The organism is Pseudomonas sp. GL-R-19 (assembly GCF_019956375.1).
GTDB lineage: Bacteria > Pseudomonadota > Gammaproteobacteria > Pseudomonadales > Pseudomonadaceae > Aquipseudomonas.
Genome location: NZ_JAHBDJ010000055.1, coordinates 1 through 23,498 on the forward strand (window position 1 = coordinate 1; position 23,498 = coordinate 23,498).

General features: G+C 60.9%; 16 protein-coding genes. 9 read left to right on the top strand and 7 right to left on the bottom strand.

Annotated features, from left to right (window positions below; all coding sequences use genetic code 11):
• Positions 1–46 precede the first annotated feature (46 nt).
• The 5 genes from KGA83_RS23485 to KGA83_RS23505 form a co-directional block, all read right to left on the bottom strand.
• Entirely contained in the window at positions 47–1,378 is a 1,332-nt protein-coding gene (locus KGA83_RS23485) for an IS110 family transposase (protein WP_223531043.1), read from the bottom strand.
• A gap of 128 nt (positions 1,379–1,506) precedes the next feature.
• Positions 1,507–2,097 carry an IS110 family transposase gene (locus KGA83_RS23490; RefSeq protein WP_263292712.1) on the bottom strand — a complete coding sequence of 197 codons (591 nt, stop codon included), beginning with the start codon at positions 2,095–2,097 and terminating at the stop codon, positions 1,507–1,509.
• Positions 2,098–2,407: 310 nt separating this feature from the next.
• Complete coding sequence (locus KGA83_RS23495; protein ID WP_223531044.1) at positions 2,408–6,079, bottom strand: translocation/assembly module TamB domain-containing protein; 3,672 nt, start codon at positions 6,077–6,079, stop codon at positions 2,408–2,410.
• The gene (locus tag KGA83_RS23500; RefSeq protein WP_218430455.1) at positions 6,076–7,803 is read right to left on the bottom strand and encodes an autotransporter assembly complex protein TamA; all 1,728 of its coding nucleotides are present in this window, start codon (positions 7,801–7,803) and stop codon (positions 6,076–6,078) included. Before KGA83_RS23500 ends, KGA83_RS23495 begins: the two co-directional genes overlap by 4 nt.
• A 65-nt stretch (positions 7,804–7,868) precedes the next feature.
• Positions 7,869–8,519 (bottom strand): GNAT family N-acetyltransferase, encoded by a 651-nt coding sequence (locus KGA83_RS23505; RefSeq protein WP_103395455.1) that lies wholly within the window; start codon positions 8,517–8,519, stop codon positions 7,869–7,871.
• Between the two features lie 297 nt (positions 8,520–8,816).
• Here KGA83_RS23505 and xthA point away from each other — a divergent pair, with 297 nt between their 5' ends.
• Positions 8,817–9,629 (top strand): exodeoxyribonuclease III, encoded by an 813-nt coding sequence (gene xthA, locus KGA83_RS23510; RefSeq protein ID WP_115948206.1) that lies wholly within the window; start codon positions 8,817–8,819, stop codon positions 9,627–9,629.
• A 141-nt stretch (positions 9,630–9,770) separates the two neighbouring features.
• Positions 9,771–11,111, top strand: a complete 1,341-nt coding sequence (locus tag KGA83_RS23515; RefSeq protein WP_223531045.1) for a phosphate ABC transporter substrate-binding/OmpA family protein — start codon at positions 9,771–9,773, stop codon at positions 11,109–11,111.
• A gap of 113 nt (positions 11,112–11,224) precedes the next feature.
• Here KGA83_RS23515 and KGA83_RS23520 read toward each other — a convergent pair whose 3' ends face one another.
• Complete coding sequence (locus KGA83_RS23520; protein WP_223531046.1) at positions 11,225–12,454, bottom strand: acyl-CoA dehydrogenase; 1,230 nt, start codon at positions 12,452–12,454, stop codon at positions 11,225–11,227.
• A 165-nt stretch (positions 12,455–12,619) separates the two neighbouring features.
• Here KGA83_RS23520 and KGA83_RS23525 point away from each other — a divergent pair, with 165 nt between their 5' ends.
• From KGA83_RS23525 to KGA83_RS23535, 3 genes are all read left to right on the top strand, one after another.
• Positions 12,620–13,555 (top strand): LysR family transcriptional regulator, encoded by a 936-nt coding sequence (locus KGA83_RS23525; protein ID WP_108219081.1) that lies wholly within the window; start codon positions 12,620–12,622, stop codon positions 13,553–13,555.
• A gap of 150 nt (positions 13,556–13,705) precedes the next feature.
• On the top strand, positions 13,706–14,107 hold the full coding sequence (locus tag KGA83_RS23530) for a MerR family transcriptional regulator (protein WP_103395451.1): 402 nt from the start codon (positions 13,706–13,708) through the stop codon (positions 14,105–14,107).
• Between the two features lie 167 nt (positions 14,108–14,274).
• Entirely contained in the window at positions 14,275–15,174 is a 900-nt protein-coding gene (locus KGA83_RS23535; RefSeq protein ID WP_108219082.1) for a hydroxymethylglutaryl-CoA lyase, read from the top strand.
• 691 nt (positions 15,175–15,865) lie between these two features.
• Here KGA83_RS23535 and KGA83_RS23540 read toward each other — a convergent pair.
• Positions 15,866–17,563, bottom strand: a complete 1,698-nt coding sequence (locus KGA83_RS23540; protein WP_108219084.1) for an AMP-binding protein — start codon at positions 17,561–17,563, stop codon at positions 15,866–15,868.
• A 248-nt stretch (positions 17,564–17,811) separates the two neighbouring features.
• Here KGA83_RS23540 and KGA83_RS23545 point away from each other — a divergent pair, with 248 nt between their 5' ends.
• The 4 genes from KGA83_RS23545 (at position 17,812) to KGA83_RS23560 (ending at position 23,481) form a co-directional block, all read left to right on the top strand.
• Positions 17,812–18,975, top strand: a complete 1,164-nt coding sequence (locus KGA83_RS23545) for an isovaleryl-CoA dehydrogenase (protein ID WP_108219085.1) — start codon at positions 17,812–17,814, stop codon at positions 18,973–18,975.
• A 12-nt stretch (positions 18,976–18,987) separates the two neighbouring features.
• The gene (locus KGA83_RS23550) at positions 18,988–20,595 is read left to right on the top strand and encodes a carboxyl transferase domain-containing protein (RefSeq protein WP_108219086.1); all 1,608 of its coding nucleotides are present in this window, start codon (positions 18,988–18,990) and stop codon (positions 20,593–20,595) included.
• Between the two features lie 118 nt (positions 20,596–20,713).
• Positions 20,714–21,526, top strand: a complete 813-nt coding sequence (locus KGA83_RS23555; RefSeq protein ID WP_108219087.1) for a gamma-carboxygeranoyl-CoA hydratase — start codon at positions 20,714–20,716, stop codon at positions 21,524–21,526.
• Entirely contained in the window at positions 21,526–23,481 is a 1,956-nt protein-coding gene (locus tag KGA83_RS23560) for an acetyl/propionyl/methylcrotonyl-CoA carboxylase subunit alpha (protein WP_223531047.1), read from the top strand. Before KGA83_RS23555 ends, KGA83_RS23560 begins: the two co-directional genes overlap by 1 nt.
• Positions 23,482–23,498: the final 17 nt, after the last annotated feature.

Consider the following 23,498-nt stretch of genomic DNA (forward strand, 5'->3'; position numbering starts at 1 on the left):
CAGCTCTTATCAAACAAAAAATAACCCATTGTTTTTGCTCTAAAAATTATCCAGCCATCACCAACTGCATGCCCAGCTTGCGCGCCTTGTGTTCCAAGGCGCGTAACTGTCGGCTGCGGCTTTTCGCTTCAAAAGCTTCGATACCCTTTTCTACATAGGGCTGGCCCTTGGTCAGCATGGCGTAGATCAGTCGCGCCAGTTGGTGCGCGGTCGCCTTGATCGCGCAGCCGGTGTCCATCCGGGTTAAACGGGCCCGGTGGCTGGCACCGATAAAGCTTTTGTCGTTGCGGGCATTGGAGGCTGATTGCTTAAGAGCCTGGGACGCCCGATTGATTACCTTGGGGGGTTTGCCGGGAAGCGCTTTTCCTCCCGATATGCGGGTCGGCGGCGCCACACCGAGCCAGGAACAAAAGTGTTGAGAGGTCGGGAAACGCGACAAATCAGGCCCCAATTCGCTGGCCAGAACCAGTGCCGTATCCACGCCGATCGTCGGGATGGCGGTCAAGTCCACGCCCATCACTTGGCCCAAGGCTTGATGCAAGGCGCTCTGCTGCGCAGCCGAAAGATGAGGACTTCGCAGCACTTTGCCGGCAACCGGCACCGCTTCCTGGAGCCTGGGTAGCCGTTCAAGCACTTGCGCGATGGCCTTGTCGCAGTCGGCGATCCGCGTTACCAGGAAGTCATGGCAGGCTAACTCCTGGCTCAGCGCGTGGAGGTGTTCGGCACGCCAATTACCATGCAGACTGCGAGCGATGGTGGCCTGGTCCGCCTTGATGCGCCGATCTCGCAACGCGGCGAGAACCAGCGGGTCGCGCTCGCCCTGGTTGATCGCGTTAAGAATTTTCATGCCGGTCACACCGGTAATGTCACTGATGACGTTGGCCAAATGAATGTTCATCTGGCTCAGGGCTTTTTGCATCCGATTGATGGACTTGGCCTGATCGCAGACTTTATTGGCCCGTTGGCGCACCAGGGAACGCATCGAGCAAATCTCATCCGAAGGGCGAAAAGCCCCGCTCAACAGGCCGTGCGTCATGAGTTGCCAGATCCATTGGCAATCGAGGACATCGGATTTGCGGCCAGAGGTCTGCCGGGTTGCACGGGAGTTGACCAGATAAACCTCAAATCCCCGCGCGTCCAGCACTTCGAAAAGGGGGATCCAGTAGACGCCGGTGGCCTCCATGGCCACGACCTTGATCTTCAATGACGCGAGCCAGTCGGCTAACGCGATCAGGTCATCGGTGAAGGTCGAAAACTTGCGAACCGGGTTATCGCCGCGCCCGGGATTGACCGCGACCCAATGCTCACGACTGCCAACATCGATACCAGCGCAGTCGTGGTGGATAATCTCGAAGCGTTTTTGGTTCTTGCGCGCCATGCCAATTCCTCGCAGGATGGAAAAGCGTGCGCGGGGTACACGGTGGCGAAAGGGTTCACTCTCTTATACGAGGTCACGGCATGCCGTGCCTTCAACGACTCCACGCCGATACCGTGCGGACCACTCTCCTACTCGGGTGCTGTCACACCAGTGCTAATGACGGTCTCTGCCCCGCGCACGCTCTTCAACTCTAGCTCCCTCAGTTTGCTGCGCGACAGCGCGGCGTCGAAGACGAGGCGGCCCCTCAGGGCTTTTTGCATCCGATTGATGGACTTGGCCTGATCGCAGACTTTATTGGCCCGTTGGCGCACCAGGGAACGCATCGAGCAAATCTCATCCGAAGGGCGAAAAGCCCCGCTCAACAGGCCGTGCGTCATGAGTTGCCAGATCCATTGGCAATCGAGGACATCGGATTTGCGGCCAGAGGTCTGCCGGGTTGCACGGGAGTTGACCAGATAAACCTCAAATCCCCGCGCGTCCAGCACTTCGAAAAGGGGGATCCAGTAGACGCCGGTGGCCTCCATGGCCACGACCTTGATCTTCAATGACGCGAGCCAGTCGGCTAACGCGATCAGGTCATCGGTGAAGGTCGAAAACTTGCGAACCGGGTTATCGCCGCGCCCGGGATTGACCGCGACCCAATGCTCACGACTGCCAACATCGATACCAGCGCAGTCGTGGTGGATAATCTCGAAGCGTTTTTGGTTCTTGCGCGCCATGCCAATTCCTCGCAGGATGGAAAAGCGTGCGCGGGGTACACGGTGGCGAAAGGGTTCACTCTCTTATACGAGGTCACGGCATGCCGTGCCTTCAACGACTCCACGCCGATACCGTGCGGACCACTCTCCTACTCGGGTGCTGTCACACCAGTGCTAATGACGGTCTCTGCCCCGCGCACGCTCTTCAACTCTAGCTCCCTCAGTTTGCTGCGCGACAGCGCGGCGTCGAAGACGAGGCGGCCCCTCCTACGGGTGTACATAAAACCCTGTAGGAGCTGCCGAAGGCTGCGATCTTTTGCTTTAAGCGGGTCTAGAAATCCCGCTTGTAGAAGATGTCCAGCGAACTGGCCACGCCACCCGCGGCTTCGAGGTAGACCTTCTTGCTCAGCTTATAGCGCAAGGCAATGGTGTTGGCCGGTTCGAACACACCGACGCCATAGCGCAGGCTGAGCTTCTCGGAAATATTGCCGCTGGCCACCACACTGGTGGCAGTACCGCTGCCCTGGGTGTCGAGCTGGAAGTCCTGGATGCCCAGGTTCTTGGCCAGGCCACTGGTCACTCCGGAACTGCCCATCAAGCCCAGACCGAGGGCCGCCTGGGCGAGCATGTTGTTGTCTTCGCCATTGCTGCTCAGCGGACGCCCGAGCACCAGATAGGACAGGGCCTGCTCCTGGCTCATGGCCGGTTCGGAGAAGATCTGTGTGGTCGGCTGCTCGGCGCTGCCACTCAGGCGAATGCCGGCGATGATGTCGTCGGTCTTGCGAATGGCCTCGATGTCCAGGTACGGCTGATCGATGGGCCCGGCAAACAGCAAGCGTGCCCGGCGCACCGAAAGCCGCTGGCCGTAGGCGCGGTATCGGCCATCGTTCAGCCACAGCTCGCCACGGGTGTCCATGTTGTCACCGATGTGCACATGCCCCTGCACATTCGCGGTCAAGCCAAACCCGGCGAAGCTCAACTTGTCCTCGCCGACCAGCACCTCGATGTCCATCTTCATCGCCAGCGGCGGCTTGCCCTCATCGGTTTGCTGACCGACGATCACCGTGTCATCGGAGACCTTGACCGTCGACGGCGGCAAATCGCGAATGGTGATTTCGCCCTTGGGCACCAGCACTTTACCGGCGATGGCCAACTCGCCATCCTTCATCGAGATTTTCAGATCCGGTGCGACCTCAAGCTTGGCGTAAGGCTCGACGGTGACCGGCAACTGCGAGCCCCTGAGCGCCAGGTCCACCATCAGCGCTTGCCCCCAGGCGATGTTGCCGTTCAGGCTGCCTTGCCCAACCTTGCCGCTGTTCCAGCCACCATTGACCGATACGTTTTCGCCGGCGATCAGCGCTTGAACGTGCAGGTTTTGCAGCTCCATCGGCAGTTCAGGTCCGGCAATCACGCCGTCGCTGAGTTGCAGGCTGCCATTGATCTGTGGCGCCAACAGCCCACCGGAAATCGTGCCACTGCCATTGAGGTGCCCGGCCAGCTTTTCGACCATTGGCACAAACGGCCGCGCCACCGACAGATCCAGCCCGCTCAAGCGGAACGAGCCGCTCAACGGTTTGTTCTTCGGCAACGGATTGAGTTGCGCCTGCACCATCAGCTCACCGAGCTTGCCACCGACGAAATTGAGCTCGGTGTCGATGCGTTTGGGCGTGAGTTTGCTGGTGAGTTTCAGAGTCTGGTACGGGAAGTCCAGCCACTGGTCCTTATCCTTGATGCGCAACGTGCCCCCGCCGGCATCGACGCTGATCTGGCCGTTCGGGCCACTGGCCGGCAGGTCCAGTTGCAGGTCGGCGTTGAGGCGGCCCTGCCAGGCGAAATCCTTCGGCAACCATTGCGCAAGGCTGTCGATCGGGAACTGCTTGAGGTGATAACGCAGTTTCGGCTCGGGCATCAGGCGCGAGTCTTCTCCACACAGGCTGGCCTGGCCGGATGCCCAGCAATGGGCGCCAAAATTGATTTTGCCGTCCGCCAGGCGTTCGAGTTTCGCCGGCCCTTGCAGCTTCCAGTCCTGGCCACCGGCCTGGATATCACCGCTGGCCAGGCGTCCGCGCCAATTGCCCTTGTCCAGTGCACCGTCCAGACCCAGCGCCAGTTTCAGCTTCGGCCCTTGCAGATCGAGGCTCAGCTTCTGGTTTTTGATGTCACCCTGACCGCTGGCGGTCAGCGTTCCCAGCGATGTGTCACCGGCCCGGATGCCACTGCCCTTGAGGTCGATTTTCGCCCGTTGCGCACTGTCCAGCGTGGCGTCCAGGTTCAGGCTTTGCAGGCGATGGTCCTGGAAAGCCAGTTGCGAGCCTTGCAGGTCAAGCTTGCCTTGGGGCGCGTTGAGCGTGCCGGCGACATCCACGCGGCCATTGAGCTGGCCGCGCAGCTCTGGCCAGAGCTGGGCCAGGCGCGGCAGCTTGAGATCGATCTGGCCGGCGAGTTTCTGTTGCAGGCTGCCCTTGCCACTGATGCTGTTGTCGCCGAGACGAACTTGCAGGGCATTGAGGTTCCATTGCTCGCCACGGCCATCGGCCTTGGCCTGGATCACCGCCGGTTGACCGCGCAGTTTGCCCTTGAGGTCCAGGTCGGCATTGAGGCTGAGCACTTCGTTCTTCATCTCGCCCTGGCTGCGCAACGGCCCGGCCAGCGTACCCGGCAGCTCCGCGACCCAGTACGCGGGGTTGATCGCCGACAGGTCCAGCGCGGTGTCCCAGGCAATGCCGTCGGCGAATTGCAGGTTCAGGTGCCCTTCAGCCTTGCCCTGCCCGGCCTGAAGTTGAATCTGTTGCAGGTAGATTTTCGTCAGGTCGCCGGCGAAAGGGCTGGCCAGGGTGAAGGCGCCGGCCGGACCATCCGCCGCCGCGGCGAAGTGACCAAGGTACTTGCCGTCTGTGTAGGAGATTTCGCCGGTGAACGTGCGAAGCGCTACTTGCGGTTCGTCGATGAGCGGATAAAGCCTGTGCCACGGAAAGTCCAGCCAGTCGATCTTCGCTTCAGCGCTCAAGCCCTCGCTCCAATCCAGCTGCCCTGTGAGCTTGAGGCTTTGCTTGTCGTTGGCGGTCAGGTCCAGCGCGGCGATCTGCGCGCCCCTGGCGTCGACCTTGCCTTGCAGCGCCAGGGCGACTGGCCCTTGCTCGGCGGGCAGCGTGGCTTTGCCGAGCAGCGCGTAGCCGTTCTTCAAGTCGCCAGCCCCCGTGAGCTCAAGCTGATTGAGTTGCAGGGTGTCCGGCAGATCGGCACCGGGCTTGAAGCCATCGGCGGTGATCCGCACCTTGGCCGGCAGGTTTTCCACCAGCGGTTGCAGTTCGCCGGTCAGTTGCCCGTTGAGGTAACCGCTGCTGTCGGCTTTCAGGTTCAGAGTCTTGAGCAGGTCACCGTCGACTTTCAGCGCCAGCGCCAAGGGCTCAGGCGTCGACAACAGGGTCAGCTTGCCTTCGGCACTGAGGGGCCAGTTACCGGAGGGTTGCAGCAGGCCGGACAGGTTCAGGCTCAGGTCATCGCGCTGCAACGCCACCGAATCGATCCTCAAACCGGCCGCCGTCCAGTGCGCCGCCAGTTGCAAGCTCTTGAGCGCTTCGCTGCCGTTGAACAACAGGCTGCCGACCTTGATCCCCCCCAGTTCCAGGGCCAACGGTAACTTGAGCTCCGGGAGCGTGATCGGGCCGCTGTCTGGCTCTTCGGCACCCGGCGGGAACGTCAGGCTGACCTGATCGGCCTGCAATTGCTCGATGCACAAGGCCCTGCGGGACAGGCACAACGGCGACCAGGCAAAAATCACCTTGTTCAGCTCAACCCGATTATTGGCCTGTTGCCACAACACCCGGTCGGCACTCCACTGCCCGCCCAGCCGGCCCTGGAAGTTGTCCAGGGTCAAACCCGGCACGAAGCCCAACGCCCAGCGGCTGCCCGTCGCCGTCCCCAGCACCGTGGCCAGCGTCAGGACAACCAGCATCAACAGCGCCACTATCGCCAGCAGCGTTACTTTCAAACCACGCTTCACAGCTCAGGCCCCATGGAAAAGTGCAGTCGAATGCCGCCATCGTCGTCCAGCGCGTGGGCCAGGTCGAGGCGGATCGGCCCCACCGGCGATACCCAGCGCACGCCGATACCGACCCCGGTCTTGAGGTTCGGCAGTTCGAGTGTATTGAAGGCGTTGCCCTGATCGACAAAGGTCGCGATCCGCCATTTTTCGGCGACGGAATACTGATATTCCGCGCTGGCGGCCACCATGTAGCGACCACCGATGCGGTCGCCGTCGGAGTTTTCCGGGGACAGGCTCTGATAGTCGTAACCGCGCACGCTCTGATCGCCACCGGCGAAGAAGCGCAGCGATGGCGGCACCGATTTGAAGCCGTTGGTGGCACTGCCGCCGACCTGCACCCGCCCGAGGAAGCGGTGATTATCGAACACCGTGGTCAAGCCTTTGACCAGCGCCGTGCCGTAGAGCAGGTTGCTGTCGGAACCCAAACCTTCCTTGGCCACTCTGGATTCGAATTGCAGCCGATAGCCGTTATGCGGGTCGATGCGGTTGTCGCTTTTCAGGTACGAATAATTCACACCGGGCATCAGCAGGTTACTGAGCCCGGAGTCATCGCCAAGTTGGTAATCCTCGCGCTGCCACTTCAGCGACACCACCCGTTGCCAGCCGCTGGGCAATTTGCTGTGCCACTCGGGGCCGAGGGTCAGCAGCTTACTGTGGGTGTCGGTACCCGCGATGTCCTCATTCTGATAACCGCCGGCAAAACGCAGTTTGTCGGTCAGTGGCGGGTCCAGTGGAATGTCGTAGAACAGCCCGACGTTTTGCCGCGGCGCCGAGACTTCGGTTTCCCAGCCATAACTGTGCCCTTGGGCGTTGACCCAGTGTCGGGTCCAGTTGGCCTTGGCACGTGGGCCGACGTCGGTGGAGAAACCCAGGCCCAGGCCCATGGTTCGCGGCTTGCGGGTTTCGAGCTTGACGTCCACCGGGATCGCATCGTCCCTGGACGCCTTGGGTGCCGCGTCCACGCGCACGCCTTCGAAGTAGCCGCTCGATTGCAAGTTCTGATTGAGTTCGGCGATCAATTCCGAGTCATACGGCTCGCCGGCCTTGAATGGCACCATGCGTTGCAACAGCTCGTCATCGAACGGCGTATCACCCTCGAAATTGACCTTGCCCAAGGTATAGCGCGGGCCACTTTCATAGATCAGTTCGATATCGGCGACGCCGGCACGCGGGTCGACCGACAGTTTTGAACGGGTGAAGCGGCCGCTGAAAAAGCCATAACGCGAAGCCTGATTCTGGATCAGGCGCTTGGCATCCTCGTAATGACCATGATTGAGCACTGCGCCGGGCTTGAGTGCGTCGCTTTTGGGGACTCGAAAGGACTTGAGGGAGGCTGCCGGACCGTCGACACGCACCGTGACGTTACGCAAGTGCACCGGCTCGCCGGGGTCGACCGTCAGCACCAGGCGCGGCGTGTCGCCACCCTTCACCTCGCTGTCGATGTGCGGCTGGTAGTAGCCCAAGGCCTGGGCGGCCTTGTGCGCCTGTTCTTCGGCGCCGCGGCTGAAGCGCAGCAATGCCTGCTCGTCGCGATCGCCGAGGCTGCCGATATAGCCCTCTATATTGGCCTTCAGCTCATCATTGGACGGTTTGATCCGTACATCCAATTCACTTTGAGCCAGCGCCGTGCAGCTGGTCATCAGCATCAGCACACCGCTGGTAATTCTTCCTGGAAACTTCATAGGCGCGGATGCTATCACGAGCTTGAGAGCGTGATAGAGCCTGACAGACCCGGAAAGTTCGCCGCTCAAGCCGTTGCAGTATGTAACACCTGGGGATTGGGGTGAAAAAACACGTGTTCGCGGATCGGTCCTACGGCGACCTCACCAATTTCCTCGTAGCCTTGACGCTTATAGAACTCCAGATAGCGAGGATTCCCGGTGTCGAGAATCACGCCCTGTGAGTTTTCATCCACCGCGCACCAGTTGTGCACGGCCTGCAACAACTGCTCGCCGAAATGTTTGCCCTGGAATTGCGGATGCACCCCCAGCAACGGCAGGACGTGCACCGAGTCGTTCGGCACACAGGCCTCCACGGCAGCGTGATATTCGAGGTAGCGACGGGTGCAGCGAAATCCAGTGCTGAGCACCATGCGCAGGCGCCAGGCCCAACTTTCGGTGACACCAAGACGACGTTGCGGCGGCGCGATCAGGGCGATGCCGATCAGGCGGTCGTTGACCAGCAGGCCGATGGCCGGCAGGTCCTGGAGAAAATGCTGGGTCACCAGTTCGCGCACGGTGGCGCGAACCCGCTGTTCGTAACCGGGGCGTTCGGCTTCGAACAAATAGCCGAAAGTCGGCTCGTGTCGATAAGCCTGGTACAGCAGCGAACGCGCTTCGCGGGCGTAGCCGCTGTCAAGCATGTGAATATCGGCAATGGCGGTCGAGGTTTCGGGCATGACGGTTGATCTCCCCGGCACAGCTCGGGTGGCTGCACTCTTGTTGTTACGAACTGATCGACGCTGACACAGTTCCTTACAGATCCGAAATCAGTGTAGGCAATGAAATCGCCTTCGCGAGCAGGCTCGCTCCCACAAAGGTACAGACCACATCCGTTCCCTGTGGGAGCGAGCCTGCTCGCGATGAGGCCATTGCTGCCGACACAAAGCTGGCAGAACACAGTAAATCCCCTCACCCCACACTGGCCCGATTCCCACATGTCAGCTAGCATCGCCCTTTTGCCAGGACTGCCGGCCATGAAGATCGTCTCCTTCAACATCAACGGGCTGCGCGCCCGTCCCCATCAGCTGGCGGCGCTGATCGAAAAACACCAGCCCGATGTGATCGGCTTGCAGGAAACCAAGGTCCACGACGACCAGTTTCCCCTCGATGAAGTCAGAGCACTGGGCTACCACGTGTATTTCCACGGACAAAAGGGGCATTACGGCGTCGCCCTGCTCTCGCGTCAGGAACCGCTGGCCCTGCACAAGGGTTTCGCCACCGACGAAGAAGACGCCCAACGACGCTTCATCTGGGGCACCTTCGCCGACGCCAATGGTGTGCCGGTGACCATCATGAACGGTTATTTCCCACAGGGCGAAAACCGCGACCACCCGACCAAATTCCCGGCCAAGGAACGCTTCTACAGCGATTTGCAGCAACTGCTGGAAAGCCAGTTCGAGAACCACCAGCCACTGGTGGTGATGGGCGATGTGAACATTTCCCCGGAAGACTGCGATATCGGCATCGGCCCGGACAACATGAAGCGCTGGCTGAAAACCGGCAAATGCAGCTTCCTGCCGGAAGAGCGCGAGTGGATGGCCCGCTTGAAGAACTGGGGCCTGGTGGACAGTTTCCGTCACCTGAACCCGGACGTGACCGACACCTTCAGCTGGTTCGACTACCGCAGCCGTGGCTTCGAAGACGAACCCAAGCGTGGCCTGCGCATCGACCTGATCCTCGCCTCCCAGGGCTTGCTGCCACGGGTGAAAGCCGCAGGGGTGGACTACGAACTGCGTGGCATGGAAAAACCTTCGGACCATGCGCCGATCTGGCTTGAATTGAGCTAAAAAGCCCAAGATCGCAGCCTGCGGCAGCTCCTACCTATACCTGTAGGAGCTGCCGCAGGCTGCGATCTTTTAGCTGTCATTTTTCGGAAACCTTACTGACTTAATCTCCCGACACCTCCTTTGGCTATGTAGGGTGCCGGCATGATGCTGCGCGTGCTGTTCCTGTTGATGCTGTGCATGGGCTTGCCGCAGGCGGCCCCGGCCGGCGACTTGCCGACACCCGAGCACGGCCCGGTGCTGCGCATTCAGGGTTCCAACACCATCGGTGCGGCATTGGGACCGGCGCTGGTCGAGGGCCTGATGAATGAACAAGGCCTGCGCAAGATCCACCGCGAATCCCCGGACACCGTCAATGAACTGCGCATCGTCGGCGAAACAGTTCAGGGTCGGCGGGTCGTGGTGGAGGTGGCGGCCCATGGTTCCAGCACCGGTTTCACTGCGCTCAACGCAGCCAGCGCCGACCTGGCCGCCTCATCGCGCCCGATCAAGGACAGCGAACTGGCTAACCTCGAATCCCTCGGTGACCTGAAAAGCCCGAGCGCCGAACAGGTCATCGCCATCGATGGCCTGGCGATCATCCTTCATCCGGACAACCCGCTGAACCAACTCGACACCGTGCAACTGGCGCGCATCTTCAGTGGCGAGGTGAAAACCTGGGAAGACATCGGTGGTCGCGGCGGACCGATTCACCTGTATGCGCGGGATGATCAGTCCGGGACCTTCGACACCTTCAAGGAACTGGTCCTCAGTGGCCGCGGGAAAAACCTGAGCGGCGCGGCGAAGCGCTTCGAATCCAGCGAGCAACTGTCCGATGCGGTCAGCGCCGACCCGCAAGGCATCGGTTTTATCGGTTTGCCCTACGTGCGCCAGGCCAAAGCCGTGGCCATTGTCGACGGGCAATCCCAAGCCATGCTGCCGCTCAACAGCCTGATTGCCACGGAAGATTATCCGCTGTCCCGCCGGTTGTTCTTCTATCTGCCACCCAACGGGAAAAATCCCTGGGCCCAAGCGCTGGTGGCCTACGCCCAAAGCAGCAAAGGGCAGGCGATTGTCGCCGCCAACGGGTTTGTTGCCCAGACCGTCCAGGCCATGGCCGTCACCCCCAATGCGTTGATGCCCGAGGGGTATCAGGCGCTGAGTCGGCATGCCCAACGGCTGTCGGTGAATTTCCGTTTCGAGGAAGGCAGTGCCAGCCTGGACAACAAGGCGCGGCAAGACCTGACGCGAGTGCTCGACTATATAAAGCAGCAAGACAAAATGTCCGGGCAAGTGACGCTGGTGGGGTTTGGCGATGCCAAGAGCGACCCGGCGCGCGCCGATCTGCTGTCGAAACTGCGGGCCATGGCAGTACGGCGGGAATTGGTGAAGAGCGGCGTGGTGTTTCGCGAGATACGCGGATTCGGTGCCGAAATGCCAGTGGCGGCCAATAGCGCCGATGAGGGAAGGATCAAGAATCGGCGGGTTGAGGTTTGGGTATATTGAGGTTGAGGTTGAGAGGGTGAATTTACTGACGCCATCGCGAGCAGGCTCACTCCTACAGGGATCGCAGTGAACCTGTGGGAGTGAGCCTGCTCGCGATGAACGATAACGCGGTCTTAATGCCCGCTACGCATCATCTCCTTCGGCACATACTTGCCGATTTCGAACTTGCCGATCGCCGCTCGGTGCACTTCGTCCGGGCCGTCGGCCAGGCGCAGAGTACGCTGCATCGCGTACATGTAGGCCAGCGGGAAATCGTTGGAAACCCCCGCTCCACCATGGATCTGGATCGCCCGGTCGATCACCCGCAGCGCCACGTTCGGCGCGACGACCTTGATCTGCGCGATCTCGCTTTTCGCCACTTTGTTGCCGACGGTGTCCATCATGTACGCCGCTTTCAACGTCAGCAGGCGTGCCATGTCTATTTCCATCCGCGAGTTGGCGATCTTGTCGACGTTACCGCCCAGCCGCGCCAGGGGTTTGCCGAATGCGGTGCGGCTCACCGAGCGCTTGCACATCAGTTCCAGTGCGCGCTCGGCCATGCCGATCGAACGCATGCAGTGGTGAATCCGGCCCGGGCCAAGGCGACCTTGAGCAATTTCGAAGCCGCGGCCTTCCCCCAACAGGACGTTTTCGTACGGCACCCGGACGTTTTCGAACAGCACTTCGGCGTGACCGTGGGGAGCGTCGTCGTAACCGAACACCGGCAGCGGGCGCACGATCTTCACGCCGGGAGCATCCACCGGCACCAGAATCATCGAGTGCTGCGCGTGGCGTGGCGCGTCAGGATCGCTCAGCCCCATGAAAATCAGGATTTTGCAGCGGGGGTCGCAAGCACCCGAGGTCCACCATTTCTTACCGTTGATCACCCACTCGTCGCCATCGCGCACCGCACGGGCAGCCATGTTGGTGGCGTCGGAGGACGCGACATCCGGTTCAGTCATGGCGAAGGCCGAGCGGATCTCGCCGCGCAGCAATGGTTCGAGCCAGCGTTGTTTCTGCTCTTCGTTGGCGTAACGCACCAGCACTTCCATGTTGCCAGTGTCCGGTGCCGAGCAGTTGAACGGCTCTGGCCCCAGCAACGAGCGGCCCATGATTTCCGCCAGCGGCGCGTATTCGAGGTTGGTCAGCCCGGCACCCAGTTCGGACTCAGGCAGAAACAAATTCCATAGGCCCTCGGCCTTGGCCTTGAGTTTGAGTTCTTCCATGATCGCGGTCGGCTGCCAGCGATCGCCTTCAGCAACCTGGCGCTCGAACACGGCTTCGGCGGGATAAACGTAGGTGTCCATGAACGCTGTTACGCGCTCACGCAGTTCCTGAACCTTGGGCGAATAAGCGAAATCCATGAGCGAGATACCTTCTTGGGGGAGGTTGTTTAGGTCATGCGATCGATGCTAGAACAGCGTTGATAATTTACCTAGCCTATTCTCGGCGTGTATAAACATTCATCACCGATATATGATCGGCTGATCGTCACGGTCAGTCCGCCCACACAATAAGAGAGCCGCGTAATGAATCTGAGCAAGGTCGATCTCAACCTTTTCATCGTCTTCGACGCGATCTACACCGAAGCCAACCTGACCCGCGCCGGGCAAATCGTCGGCATCACCCAGCCGGCGGTGTCGAACGCACTGGCGCGTCTGCGCGAGACCTTCAATGACCCGCTGTTCGTGCGCACCGCCCAGGGTATGGTGCCCACGCCGATGGCGCAGAACATCATCGGCCCGGTGCGCAACGCCCTCTCGCTGTTGCGCGTATCGGTGCAGGAAAGCCGCATTTTCAACCCGCAGCAAGCGGTCAAGACCTACCGCATCAGCATGACCGACCTCACCGAAGCGGTGATCCTGCCGCCGCTGTTCCAGCGCCTGCGCCGCCTGGCGCCGACGGTGATCATCGAAAGCTTCCTGTCCAAACGCCGCGAAACCACCAAGGAACTTGCGGCCGGTCGCCTCGACTTCGCGGTCGATGCGCCGCTCAACACCGACCCGCAGGTACGTCACGTCAAGTTGATGGAAGACCGCTACGTGTGCGCCATGCGCAAGGGGCACCCGCTGGCGGGCAAAGAGAAATTCACCCTGGATGATTACCTGGGCCTGACCCACATCCATATTTCCAGCCGCCGCAGCGGCCTCGGCTATGTCGACCTGGCGCTGGGCAAGATGGGCATCCAGCGCAAGATCGCCCTGCGCTCCCAGCATTACCTGATGGCCTCGCAAGTGCTACAACAGACGGACATGGTCATGACCGTGCCGGAACGCTTCGCCCGACGTAACGACCTGCACGCCTTTTATCTGCCAGTCAACGATGTGCCGCCAGTGGAAACCCATCTTTACTGGCACGAAAGCACTGACCAGGACCCGGCGAACCGCTGGATGCGCGAGCAGATGATCGAGTTGTGCCAGCAGGTGACGGCGCAGGAGAAAAAGCTCGACACTAAAACGGCGTAAAGCCGTTCAAAAGATCGCAGCCTGCGGCAGCTCCTACATGGATATGCATTTTCCTGCAGGAGCTGACGCAGGCTGCGATCCTTTTTCGCCCCTTGACGTAAACGTCAACCTGCCATTAGCTTAGCGCCATGACCTTTTGCGAGCGCTTCCATGAGCAGCCAGACCTACAGCATTTCCGACCTCGCCCGCGAGCTCGACATCACCACCCGGGCCATTCGCTTTTATGAAGAGCAAGGCCTGCTCAGCCCTGAGCGCCGTGGCCAGGAACGCATTTACTCACCCCGCGACAAGGTCAGCCTGAAGCTGATCCTGCGGGGCAAGCGCATCGGTTTCTCGCTGGCTGAATGCCGCGAACTGATCGAGCTCTACGACCCGTCCAGCGGTAACACCAAGCAGTTGCACAGCATGCTGGCGAAAATCAGCGAGCGCCGTGAGCAGCTTGAACAGCAGTTGCTGGACATCGAACAGATGAAGCTGGAACTGGACACTGCCGAGGAGCGCTGCGTGCAGGCGCTGGAGCAGACGCTCAAAAGCCAGGAAGTCATTCAATAAAACCCGCCCCCTTGTAGGAGCGAGCTTGCTCGCGATGGTCGTTAACGATAACGAGTGTCTGCTGGATAAACGCGGTGCCTGGGAGTCCATCGTCGGATCGCCGCCCGGAGCAAGCTCGCTCCTACAGGTTTTTTGCACATTCAGACAACCAGCACAGGTCGAACCCCATGTCCCTCCCCACCCACGTACGCATTGTCGAAGTCGGCCCACGCGACGGCCTGCAAAACGAAGCCCGGCCCATCAGTGTTACCGACAAGGTACAACTGGTCGATGCACTGACCGCAGCAGGGCTCAGCTATATAGAAGTCGGCAGTTTCGTGTCGCCCAAGTGGGTGCCGCAGATGGCCGGCTCGGCTGAGGTCTTCGCGCAGATCCAGCGCAAACCGGGCGTGGTCTACGGCGCGCTCGCTCCCAACCTGCGCGGTTTTGAAGATGCCCTCGCCGCCGGGGTCAAGGAAGTGGCCGTGTTCGCGGCGGCTTCAGAGGCGTTTTCCCAACGCAACATCAATTGCTCGATCAGCGAAAGCCTGGAGCGTTTCGCGCCGATCATGGACGCCGCCAGACAACACGGAATTACCGTGCGCGGGTATGTGTCCTGTGTGCTGGGCTGCCCCTATGAAGGTAACGTCGCCCCGGAACAAGTCGCCGTAGTCGCACGTGAACTGTATGCCATGGGCTGCTATGAGGTCTCGCTGGGGGACACCATCGGCACCGGCACCGCTGGCGCAACCCGCAAGATGTTTGAAACGGTAGCAAAGGATGTGCCCCGGGAAAAACTCGCCGGGCACTTCCACGACACCTACGGTCAGGCCGTGGCCAACATCTATGCCAGCCTGCTGGAAGGCATCTCGGTGTTCGACAGCTCCATCGCCGGCCTGGGCGGCTGCCCTTATGCCAAGGGCGCCAGCGGTAACGTCGCGACCGAAGACGTGGTTTACCTGCTCAACGGCCTGGGCATCGACACCGGAATCGACCTCGACGCCTTGATCGTTGCTGGCCAACAGATTTGTACCGTACTGGGTCGCCCTACCGGTTCCCGCGTGGCCAAGGCCCGCAGCGCACAGTGAGTGCGCTGCGCGTGTCCGGGTGTTACCGCACGGACTCAAACGTGGGCGCAAGCGAGTAACACGGAAACAAAATGTAGGGCTTTGCCTGGAGCGCAAAACCTTACAAATCTACAAACCATTGATTTTAAAGACTTTTAAAAAGTTGGCATGGCTCCTGCTATATCTATCGCACAACAAGAATAAAAAAATTGCGGCAAACCTAATAAAAACAAGACGTAACGACTCTGACATAACAAAAACAACACGGCAGAGACGCAGCTAACAGATTTTTTTGGAGAAGATGTGCTTTTCAGGGTGCTTTTCGGAGTTACCCGCAACCGGGCAGAGAAAAATAAAACTACCTTCAGGTAGCTCCCGATTCGGTTGGATCGCTCAGCGAGAAAGTAGATCAGCGCTCAAAAAAATACGTTTGCTCTTGATCCCGGATGGGGATCGCTAAAAACAGCGGTAAAGGGCAACGGTTGCCAAAAACAACAACAGACCGACCCTCAATAATAAAAAAAGAGCACGTGCAACGAAATTAAAGGGGAGCTTCGGCTCCCCTTTGTGCTGTCTGGCGTTTGAGATCTCCGCAGCCCTTTGTAGGAGCGAGCTTGCTCGCGAAGAACACAAGGGCACCGCGTATTTCCAGACTGCACGCGTTATCGTTGACGTTCTTCGCGAGCAAGCTCGCTCCTACAGTCGGCCTTCGTCAGACCTGCTTGCTACGCAACTCCTCGACGCTGATCTCGCGCATCCGGAATTTCTGGATCTTGCCGGTCACGGTCATCGGAAACTCCTCGACGAACTTGAAGTAACGCGGCGTCTTGAAGTGCGCGATGCGCTCCTTGCACCAGGCTTGCAGTTCTTGCTCGGTGGCGCTGTGGCCGGGGTGGAACTTGATCCAGGCGACGATCTCTTCGCCGTAGCGCGAGCAAGGAATGCCTATCACCTGAACGTCCGCAATGGCCGGGTGAGTGAAGAAAAACTCCTCCAGCTCCCGCGGGTAAATGTTCTCACCGCCGCGAATGATCATGTCCTTGTTGCGCCCGGCAATGCACACGTAACCCTCGTCATTCATGCACGCCAGGTCGCCGGTGTGCATCCAGCCGGCCTGGTCGATAGCTTGCGCCGTGCCTTCGGGGTTGTTCCAGTAACCCAGCATCACGCTGTAACCACGGGTGCACAGCTCACCGATGGTGCCCCGTGGCACCAGGTTGCCCGCTTCATCGATGATCTTGCTTTCGAGCTGCGGCTGGGTGCGGCCGACGGTGGTCACGCGCAGCTCCAGGTCGTCTGCAGGGCCGGTCTGCAACGACACCGGACTGGTTTCCGTCATGCCGTAGGCAATCTGTACTTCGCTCATGTGCATTTCGCTGATGACCCGACGCATCACCTCGATAGGACAGGTCGCGCCCGCCATGATCCCGGTGCGCAGGCTCGACAGGTCGAATTCGGCACGTTGGGGCTGATCGAGCATGGCGATGAACATGGTCGGCACACCGTACAACGCCGTGGCTTTTTCGTCGGCCACTGTGCTGAGGGTCAGCAACGGATCGAACGCGTCGTTCGGGTAAATCATCGTGCTGCCATGGGTGATGCAGCCGAGGTTGCCCATGACCATGCCGAAGCAGTGATACAGCGGCACCGGGATCACCAGCCGATCGGCCGCCGTCAGGCCCAGGCTTTCGCCGACCATGTAACCGTTGTTGAGAATGTTGTAGTGACTGAGGGTCGCGCCCTTGGGGAAACCGGTCGTACCGGAGGTGTACTGGATATTCACCGGCTGATCGAAATGCAGGTTGTCCTGGCGCTCATGCAACTGCTCGATCGTCACGCTGCCCGCCAGACCGGCCAATTGCGACCACGGCAGGAAACCGCTCGGCGGCTGCGCATCCAGGCTGATGACGCCACGCAACTCCGGCAACCGCTCGCTGTGCAACTTGCCGATGGATTGCTCGGCCAGCTCCGGCACCAGGCCTTGCAGCATCGCGTGATAGTTCGAGGACTTGAAGGCCCCGGCACACACCAGCCATTGGCAACCGGATTGCTTCAACACGTATTCGAGTTCGGAACTGCGATAGGCGGGGTTGATGTTGACCAGGATCACGCCGATTTTTGCGGTGGCAATCTGGCTGATGCACCATTGCGCGCAATTGGGCGCCCAGATGCCGAGACGGTCACCCGTCTGCAGACCCAACGCCAGCAGTGCTCTGGCGTGCAGGTCCGCGGCCTCGGCCAATTGCCGCCAGGTGTAACGCAGCTGTTGATGGCGTACCACCAGCGCCTCCCCGTCCGGGTACTGCGCAACCGTGTTGTCGAACGCCTGGCCAATGGTCATCGCCAGCAAGGCTTTGTCCTGGGAACCGCGGGTATAACTGCGTTGCGGGCTTGCACTGGGTTGATCCATGACGACCCCTATTGTCTTTATTCTGTAGGAGCGAGCTCGCTCGCGAAGAACGTCAGGGCACCGCGATCATCCAGACAACACGCGTTATCGTTAACGTCCATCGCGAGCAAGCTCGCTCCTACAGAATCACCTAAGTTGACGTTAACGTAAAGGGTGATTGACAGCCATTCGTCACAGGCTTACGTTAACGTAAAGGTGAGAACCCATTGACAGTCTCACCAACCGACAAAAAAGCCAAAAGGTGACCCATGAGCTATCCATCCCTGAACTTTGCCCTCGGTGAAACCATCGACATGCTGCGCGATCAGGTCCAGTCCTTCGTCGCCAAGGAGATCGCCCCGCGCGCCGCTCAGATCGACATCGACAACCTGTTCCCCGCTGACCTGTGGCGCAAATTCGGCGACATGGGTCTGTTGGGCATCACCGTGCCGGAAGAGTACGGCGGTGCTGGCCTGGGTTACCTGGCCCACGTTGTCGCAATGGAAGAAATCAGCCGTGGCTCGGCCTCGGTGGCGTTGTCCTACGGCGCCCACTCCAACCTCTGCGTCAACCAGATCAACCGCAATGGCAATCACGAACAGAAAACCAAATACCTGCCCAAGCTGATCAGCGGCGAGCACATCGGCGCATTGGCCATGAGCGAACCGAACGCCGGCTCCGACGTGGTCTCGATGAAGCTGCGCGCCGACAAGCGCGGCGATCATTACGTGCTCAACGGCAGCAAGACCTGGATCACCAACGGTCCGGACGCCAACACCTATGTGATCTACGCCAAGACCGACCTGGAAAAGGGCCCCCACGGCATCACCGCCTTCATCGTCGAGCGCGACTGGAAAGGCTTCAGCCGCAGCAACAAGTTCGACAAGCTCGGCATGCGCGGTTCGAACACCTGCGAGCTGTTTTTCGATGACGTCGAAGTGCCGGAAGAAAACATCCTCGGTGTGCTCAACGGCGGCGTGAAAGTGCTGATGAGTGGCCTCGACTATGAGCGAGTGGTGCTCTCGGGCGGCCCGACCGGGATCATGCAGGCGTGCATGGATCTGATCGTACCGTACATCCACGACCGCAAGCAGTTCGGCCAAAGCATCGGCGAATTCCAGCTGATCCAGGGCAAGGTCGCTGACATGTACACCCAACTCAACGCCAGCCGCGCCTACCTGTACGCCGTGGCCCAGGCCTGCGAGCGCGGCGAAACCACGCGCAAGGACGCCGCCGGCGTGATCCTCTACAGCGCCGAACGCGCCACGCAAATGGCCCTCGACGCGATCCAGATTCTCGGTGGCAACGGCTACATCAATGAATTCCCGGCCGGCCGTCTGTTGCGTGACGCCAAGCTGTACGAAATCGGCGCGGGCACCAGTGAGATCCGTCGCATGCTGATCGGTCGCGAACTGTTCAACGAAACCCGCTAAACGGAGCTGCACATGGCTACCCTGCATACCCAGCTCAACCCCCGTTCAGCGGAGTTCGCCGCCAACAGTGCGGCGATGCTCAAGCAGGTCGACGCGTTGCACACCCTGCTCGCCCAAGTGGCGCAAGGTGGCGGCCCGAAGGCTCAGGAACGCCACACCTCGCGGGGCAAATTGCTGCCTCGCGAGCGCATCAACCGCTTGCTGGATCCGGGCTCACCGTTTCTGGAAATCAGTCAACTGGCGGCCTACGCGGTGTATGGCGAAGACGTCCCCGCCGCTGGCGTGATTGCCGGGATCGGCCGTGTGGAGGGCGTCGAATGCATGATCGTCGCCAACGATGCCACCGTGAAAGGCGGCTCGTACTACCCGCTGACGGTGAAAAAACACCTGCGCGCGCAGACCATCGCCCAGCAGAACCGCCTGCCGTGTATCTACCTCGTGGATTCGGGTGGTGCCAACCTGCCGCGTCAGGATGAGGTCTTTCCGGACCGCGAGCACTTCGGGCGGATCTTCTTCAATCAGGCCAACATGAGCGCCATGGGCATACCGCAGATTGCCGTGGTCATGGGTTCCTGCACCGCTGGTGGCGCCTATGTACCGGCGATGGCCGACGAAGCGATCATGGTCCGCGAACAAGCAACGATCTTCCTCGCCGGCCCGCCGCTGGTGAAAGCCGCGACCGGTGAAGTGGTCAGCGCCGAAGACCTTGGCGGGGCCGATGTGCACTGCAAGATTTCCGGTGTGGCCGACCATTACGCCGAGAGCGATGAACACGCCCTGGCACTGGCACGCCGCAGCATCGCCAACCTCAACTGGCGCAAGCAAGGTGAGGTTCAGCAACGCACACCAATCGCCCCGCTCTACAGCAGCGACGAGTTGTACGGCGTGGTTCCGGCCGACGCCAAGCAACCGTTCGACGTGCGCGAAGTGATTGCGCGGCTGGTGGATGGTTCGGTGTTCGACGAGTTCAAGGCGCTGTTCGGGACAACGCTGGTCTGCGGTTTTGCTTACCTGCACGGTTACCCGATCGCGATCCTCGCCAACAACGGCATCCTGTTCGCTGAAGCGGCGCAGAAAGGCGCGCACTTCATCGAACTGGCGTGCCAGCGCGGCATCCCGCTGCTGTTCCTGCAAAACATCACCGGCTTCATGGTCGGCCAGAAATACGAAGCTGGCGGCATCGCCAAGCACGGCGCGAAACTGGTGACCGCCGTGGCCTGCGCCAAGGTGCCGAAGTTCACCGTGATCATCGGCGGCAGTTTCGGTGCCGGTAACTACGGCATGTGCGGTCGCGCCTACGATCCGCGCTTTTTGTGGATGTGGCCGAATGCGCGTATTGGCGTGATGGGCGCCGAGCAGGCGGCCGGCGTACTGGTGCAGGTCAAGCGTGAGCAGGCCGAACGCAGTGGCCATGGTTTCAGCGCCGAGCAGGAAGCCGAAATCAAGCAGCCGATCCTCGACCAGTACGAAGAACAGGGTCACCCCTACTATTCCAGCGCGCGCCTGTGGGACGACGGTGTCATCGACCCGGCCCAGACCCGCGACGTACTGGCCCTGGCCTTGTCCGCGTCGTTGAACGCGCCAATCGAACCGAGCCGCTTCGGCGTGTTCCGGATGTGATTTTCTGTGGGCGCGGGCTTGTGTGGCGAGGGAGCTTGCTCCCGTTCGATTGCAGAGCAATCGTAAAATCGTTTCGCGAACCAGCCCGCCCCCGCAAGGACCGTGGAGACGGACGAATATGAGCGACTTCAACACCCTCGAACTGCTGAGCGACCCCCGTGGTTTTGCCACGCTGTGGCTCAGCCGCGAAGAAAAGAACAACGCCTTCAACGCCGAAATGATCCGCGAACTGATCCTCGCCCTCGACAAAGTCGCGAGCGATGCCAGCCTGCGATTTCTGATCGTGCGCGGCCGCGGCAAGCATTTCAGCGCCGGCGCTGACCTTGCCTGGATGCAGCAATCGGCCGAACTCGATTACGCCACCAACCTCGATGACGCCCGGGAACTGGCAGAGTTGATGTACAACCTGGCCAAACTGAAAGTCCCGACCCTGGCGGTGGTGCAAGGCGCAGCCTTTGGTGGCGCACTGGGCCTGATCAGTTGCTGTGACATGGCCATCGGTGCCGATGATGCGCAGTTCTGCCTCTCGGAAGTACGCATCGGCCTGGCGCCGGCAGTGATCAGCCCGTTCGTGGTGCAAGCCATTGGCGAGCGCGCTACCCGTCGCTATGCCTTGACCGCTGAGCGTTTCGGCGGGCAACGGGCTCGGGAAATCGGTTTGTTGTCGGAGAGTTATGCAAGTGCCGAGCTGGAACAGAAAGTCGAACAGTGGATCGACAACCTGCTGCTCAACAGCCCGGCGGCCATGCGCGCCAGCAAGGATCTGCTGCGCGAAGTCGGCGACGGCTCACTGACCCCGGCATTGCGTCGCTACACCGAAAACGCCATCGCCCGCATTCGCGTCAGCCCAGAAGGCCAGGAAGGCTTGCGTGCCTTCCTGCAAAAACGTCCGCCGAGCTGGCAAGCCGAATCCACCAAGGAGCCCCGCTGATGAGCGCTCCTGTCCTCACCACCCTGCTGGTGGCCAACCGTGGCGAAATCGCTTGCCGGGTGATGCGCACCGCCAAGGCGCTGGGCCTGACCACCGTGGCCGTACACAGCGCCACCGACCGTGACGCCCGGCACAGCCGCGAAGCCGACATTCGTGTCGACCTGGGTGGCAGCAAAGCCGCCGACAGCTACCTGCAGATCGACAAACTGATTGCCGCCGCCAAGGCCAGCGGCGCCCAGGCGATTCACCCCGGCTATGGCTTTTTGTCGGAGAACGCCGGCTTCGCCCGTGCCATCGAAAACGCCGGCCTGATTTTCCTCGGCCCGCCGGCCTCGGCCATCGACGCCATGGGCAGCAAGTCCGCGGCCAAAGCCTTGATGGAAACCGCTGGCGTGCCGCTGGTGCCCGGTTATCACGGCGAAGCCCAGGACCTGGAAACCTTCCGCATCGCCTGCGAACGCATCGGCTACCCGGTGCTGCTCAAGGCCACCGCGGGTGGCGGCGGCAAAGGCATGAAAGTGGTCGAGGACGTCAGCCAACTGGCCGAAGCCCTGGCCTCGGCCCAGCGCGAGGCGCAATCGTCGTTCGGCGACTCGCGGATGCTGGTGGAGAAATACCTGCTCAAGCCACGTCACGTGGAAATCCAGGTGTTCGCCGACCAGCACGGCAACTGCCTGTACCTCAACGAACGCGACTGCTCGATTCAGCGCCGTCACCAGAAAGTCGTCGAAGAAGCGCCAGCACCCAGCCTGAGCCCAGAGCTGCGACGCGCCATGGGCGAAGCCGCTGTGCGTTCAGCGCAGGCCATCGGTTATATCGGTGCCGGCACCGTTGAGTTTTTGCTGGATGCGCGGGGCGAGTTCTTCTTCATGGAGATGAACACCCGCCTGCAAGTGGAACACCCGGTTACCGAAGCCATCACCGGCCTCGACCTGGTGGCCTGGCAGATTCGCGTGGTACGCGGCGAAGCGTTGCCGATGACGCAAGACCAGGTGCCGCTGGTGGGGCACGCGATCGAGGTGCGGCTGTATGCCGAAGATCCGGGCAATGACTTCCTGCCGGCGACCGGTCGCCTGGAGCTGTATCGCGAATCCGCCCAGGGGCCGGGGCGTCGAGTGGACAGCGGTGTTGAAGAAGGCGATGAAATTTCGCCTTTCTACGACCCGATGCTCGGCAAGCTGATTGCCTGGGGCGAAGATCGTGAACAGGCGCGATTGCGCCTGTTGAGCATGCTCGACGAATTCGCCATCGGCGGATTGAAGACCAACATCAATTTCCTGCGGCGCATCATCGGTCACCCGGCATTTGCCGCTGCCGAACTCGATACCGGCTTCATTCCGCGCTATCAGGAACAGTTGCTGCCGACGCCTGCGGAACTCAGCGATGATTTCTGGCAGGCCGCCGCCCAGGCGTTTGCCCAGAGCCAACCGCCTGCAACCCGCGCCGATGATCCGAGTTCGCCATGGGCGGCGCGTAATGGCCTGCGTGCCGGTTTGCCGAGAGCAATCACCCTGCACCTGAGTTGTGAAGGCCAGGACCGGGCGCTCACGCTGGGCGACATCAATGCCCACAGCGCTCGGCTCAAGGGCGAGCAGCTGCTGACCGAGCAGGCTGGTGTGCGCCGTCAACACCGCGCAATACGCCGTGGCGAACAGGTGTATTTGCAATGGGATGGCGAGTTGCGCCGCATCGAGGCTTACGACCCGATCAGCGCTGTCGAGGCCAGCCACAGCCATCATGGCGGGCTGACCGCACCAATGAACGGCAGCATCGTCCGCGTGCTGGTTGAGGCCGGGCAATCGGTCGAAGCCGGGGCGCAATTGGTGGTACTGGAAGCGATGAAGATGGAGCACAGCATTCGCGCGCCCCATGCCGGGGTGATCAAGGCGCTGTATTGCCAGGAAGGCGAGATGGTCAGCGAAGGCAGTGCACTGGTCGAACTGGAAGAAGCGTGAAATGAAGATCGGTCCTG

Bases quoted from the DNA above. Each gene is read 5' to 3' on its own strand.
- KGA83_RS23560 (WP_223531047.1), top strand. From the start codon at position 21,526: ATGAGCGCTCCTGTCCTCACCACCCTGCTGGTGGCCAACCGTGGCGAA.
- xthA (WP_115948206.1), top strand. From the start codon at position 8,817: ATGAAGATCGTCTCCTTCAACATCAACGGGCTGCGCGCCCGTCCCCAT.
- KGA83_RS23520 (WP_223531046.1), bottom strand. From the start codon at position 12,454: ATGGATTTCGCTTATTCGCCCAAGGTTCAGGAACTGCGTGAGCGCGTA.
- KGA83_RS23530 (WP_103395451.1), top strand. From the start codon at position 13,706: ATGAGCAGCCAGACCTACAGCATTTCCGACCTCGCCCGCGAGCTCGAC.
- KGA83_RS23515 (WP_223531045.1), top strand. From the start codon at position 9,771: ATGATGCTGCGCGTGCTGTTCCTGTTGATGCTGTGCATGGGCTTGCCG.
- KGA83_RS23535 (WP_108219082.1), top strand. From the start codon at position 14,275: ATGTCCCTCCCCACCCACGTACGCATTGTCGAAGTCGGCCCACGCGAC.
- KGA83_RS23500 (WP_218430455.1), bottom strand. From the start codon at position 7,803: ATGAAGTTTCCAGGAAGAATTACCAGCGGTGTGCTGATGCTGATGACC.
- KGA83_RS23490 (WP_263292712.1), bottom strand. From the start codon at position 2,097: ATGGCGCGCAAGAACCAAAAACGCTTCGAGATTATCCACCACGACTGC.
- KGA83_RS23485 (WP_223531043.1), bottom strand. From the start codon at position 1,378: ATGGCGCGCAAGAACCAAAAACGCTTCGAGATTATCCACCACGACTGC.
- KGA83_RS23525 (WP_108219081.1), top strand. From the start codon at position 12,620: ATGAATCTGAGCAAGGTCGATCTCAACCTTTTCATCGTCTTCGACGCG.
- KGA83_RS23540 (WP_108219084.1), bottom strand. From the start codon at position 17,563: ATGGATCAACCCAGTGCAAGCCCGCAACGCAGTTATACCCGCGGTTCC.
- KGA83_RS23505 (WP_103395455.1), bottom strand. From the start codon at position 8,519: ATGCCCGAAACCTCGACCGCCATTGCCGATATTCACATGCTTGACAGC.
- KGA83_RS23545 (WP_108219085.1), top strand. From the start codon at position 17,812: ATGAGCTATCCATCCCTGAACTTTGCCCTCGGTGAAACCATCGACATG.
- KGA83_RS23550 (WP_108219086.1), top strand. From the start codon at position 18,988: ATGGCTACCCTGCATACCCAGCTCAACCCCCGTTCAGCGGAGTTCGCC.
- KGA83_RS23555 (WP_108219087.1), top strand. From the start codon at position 20,714: ATGAGCGACTTCAACACCCTCGAACTGCTGAGCGACCCCCGTGGTTTT.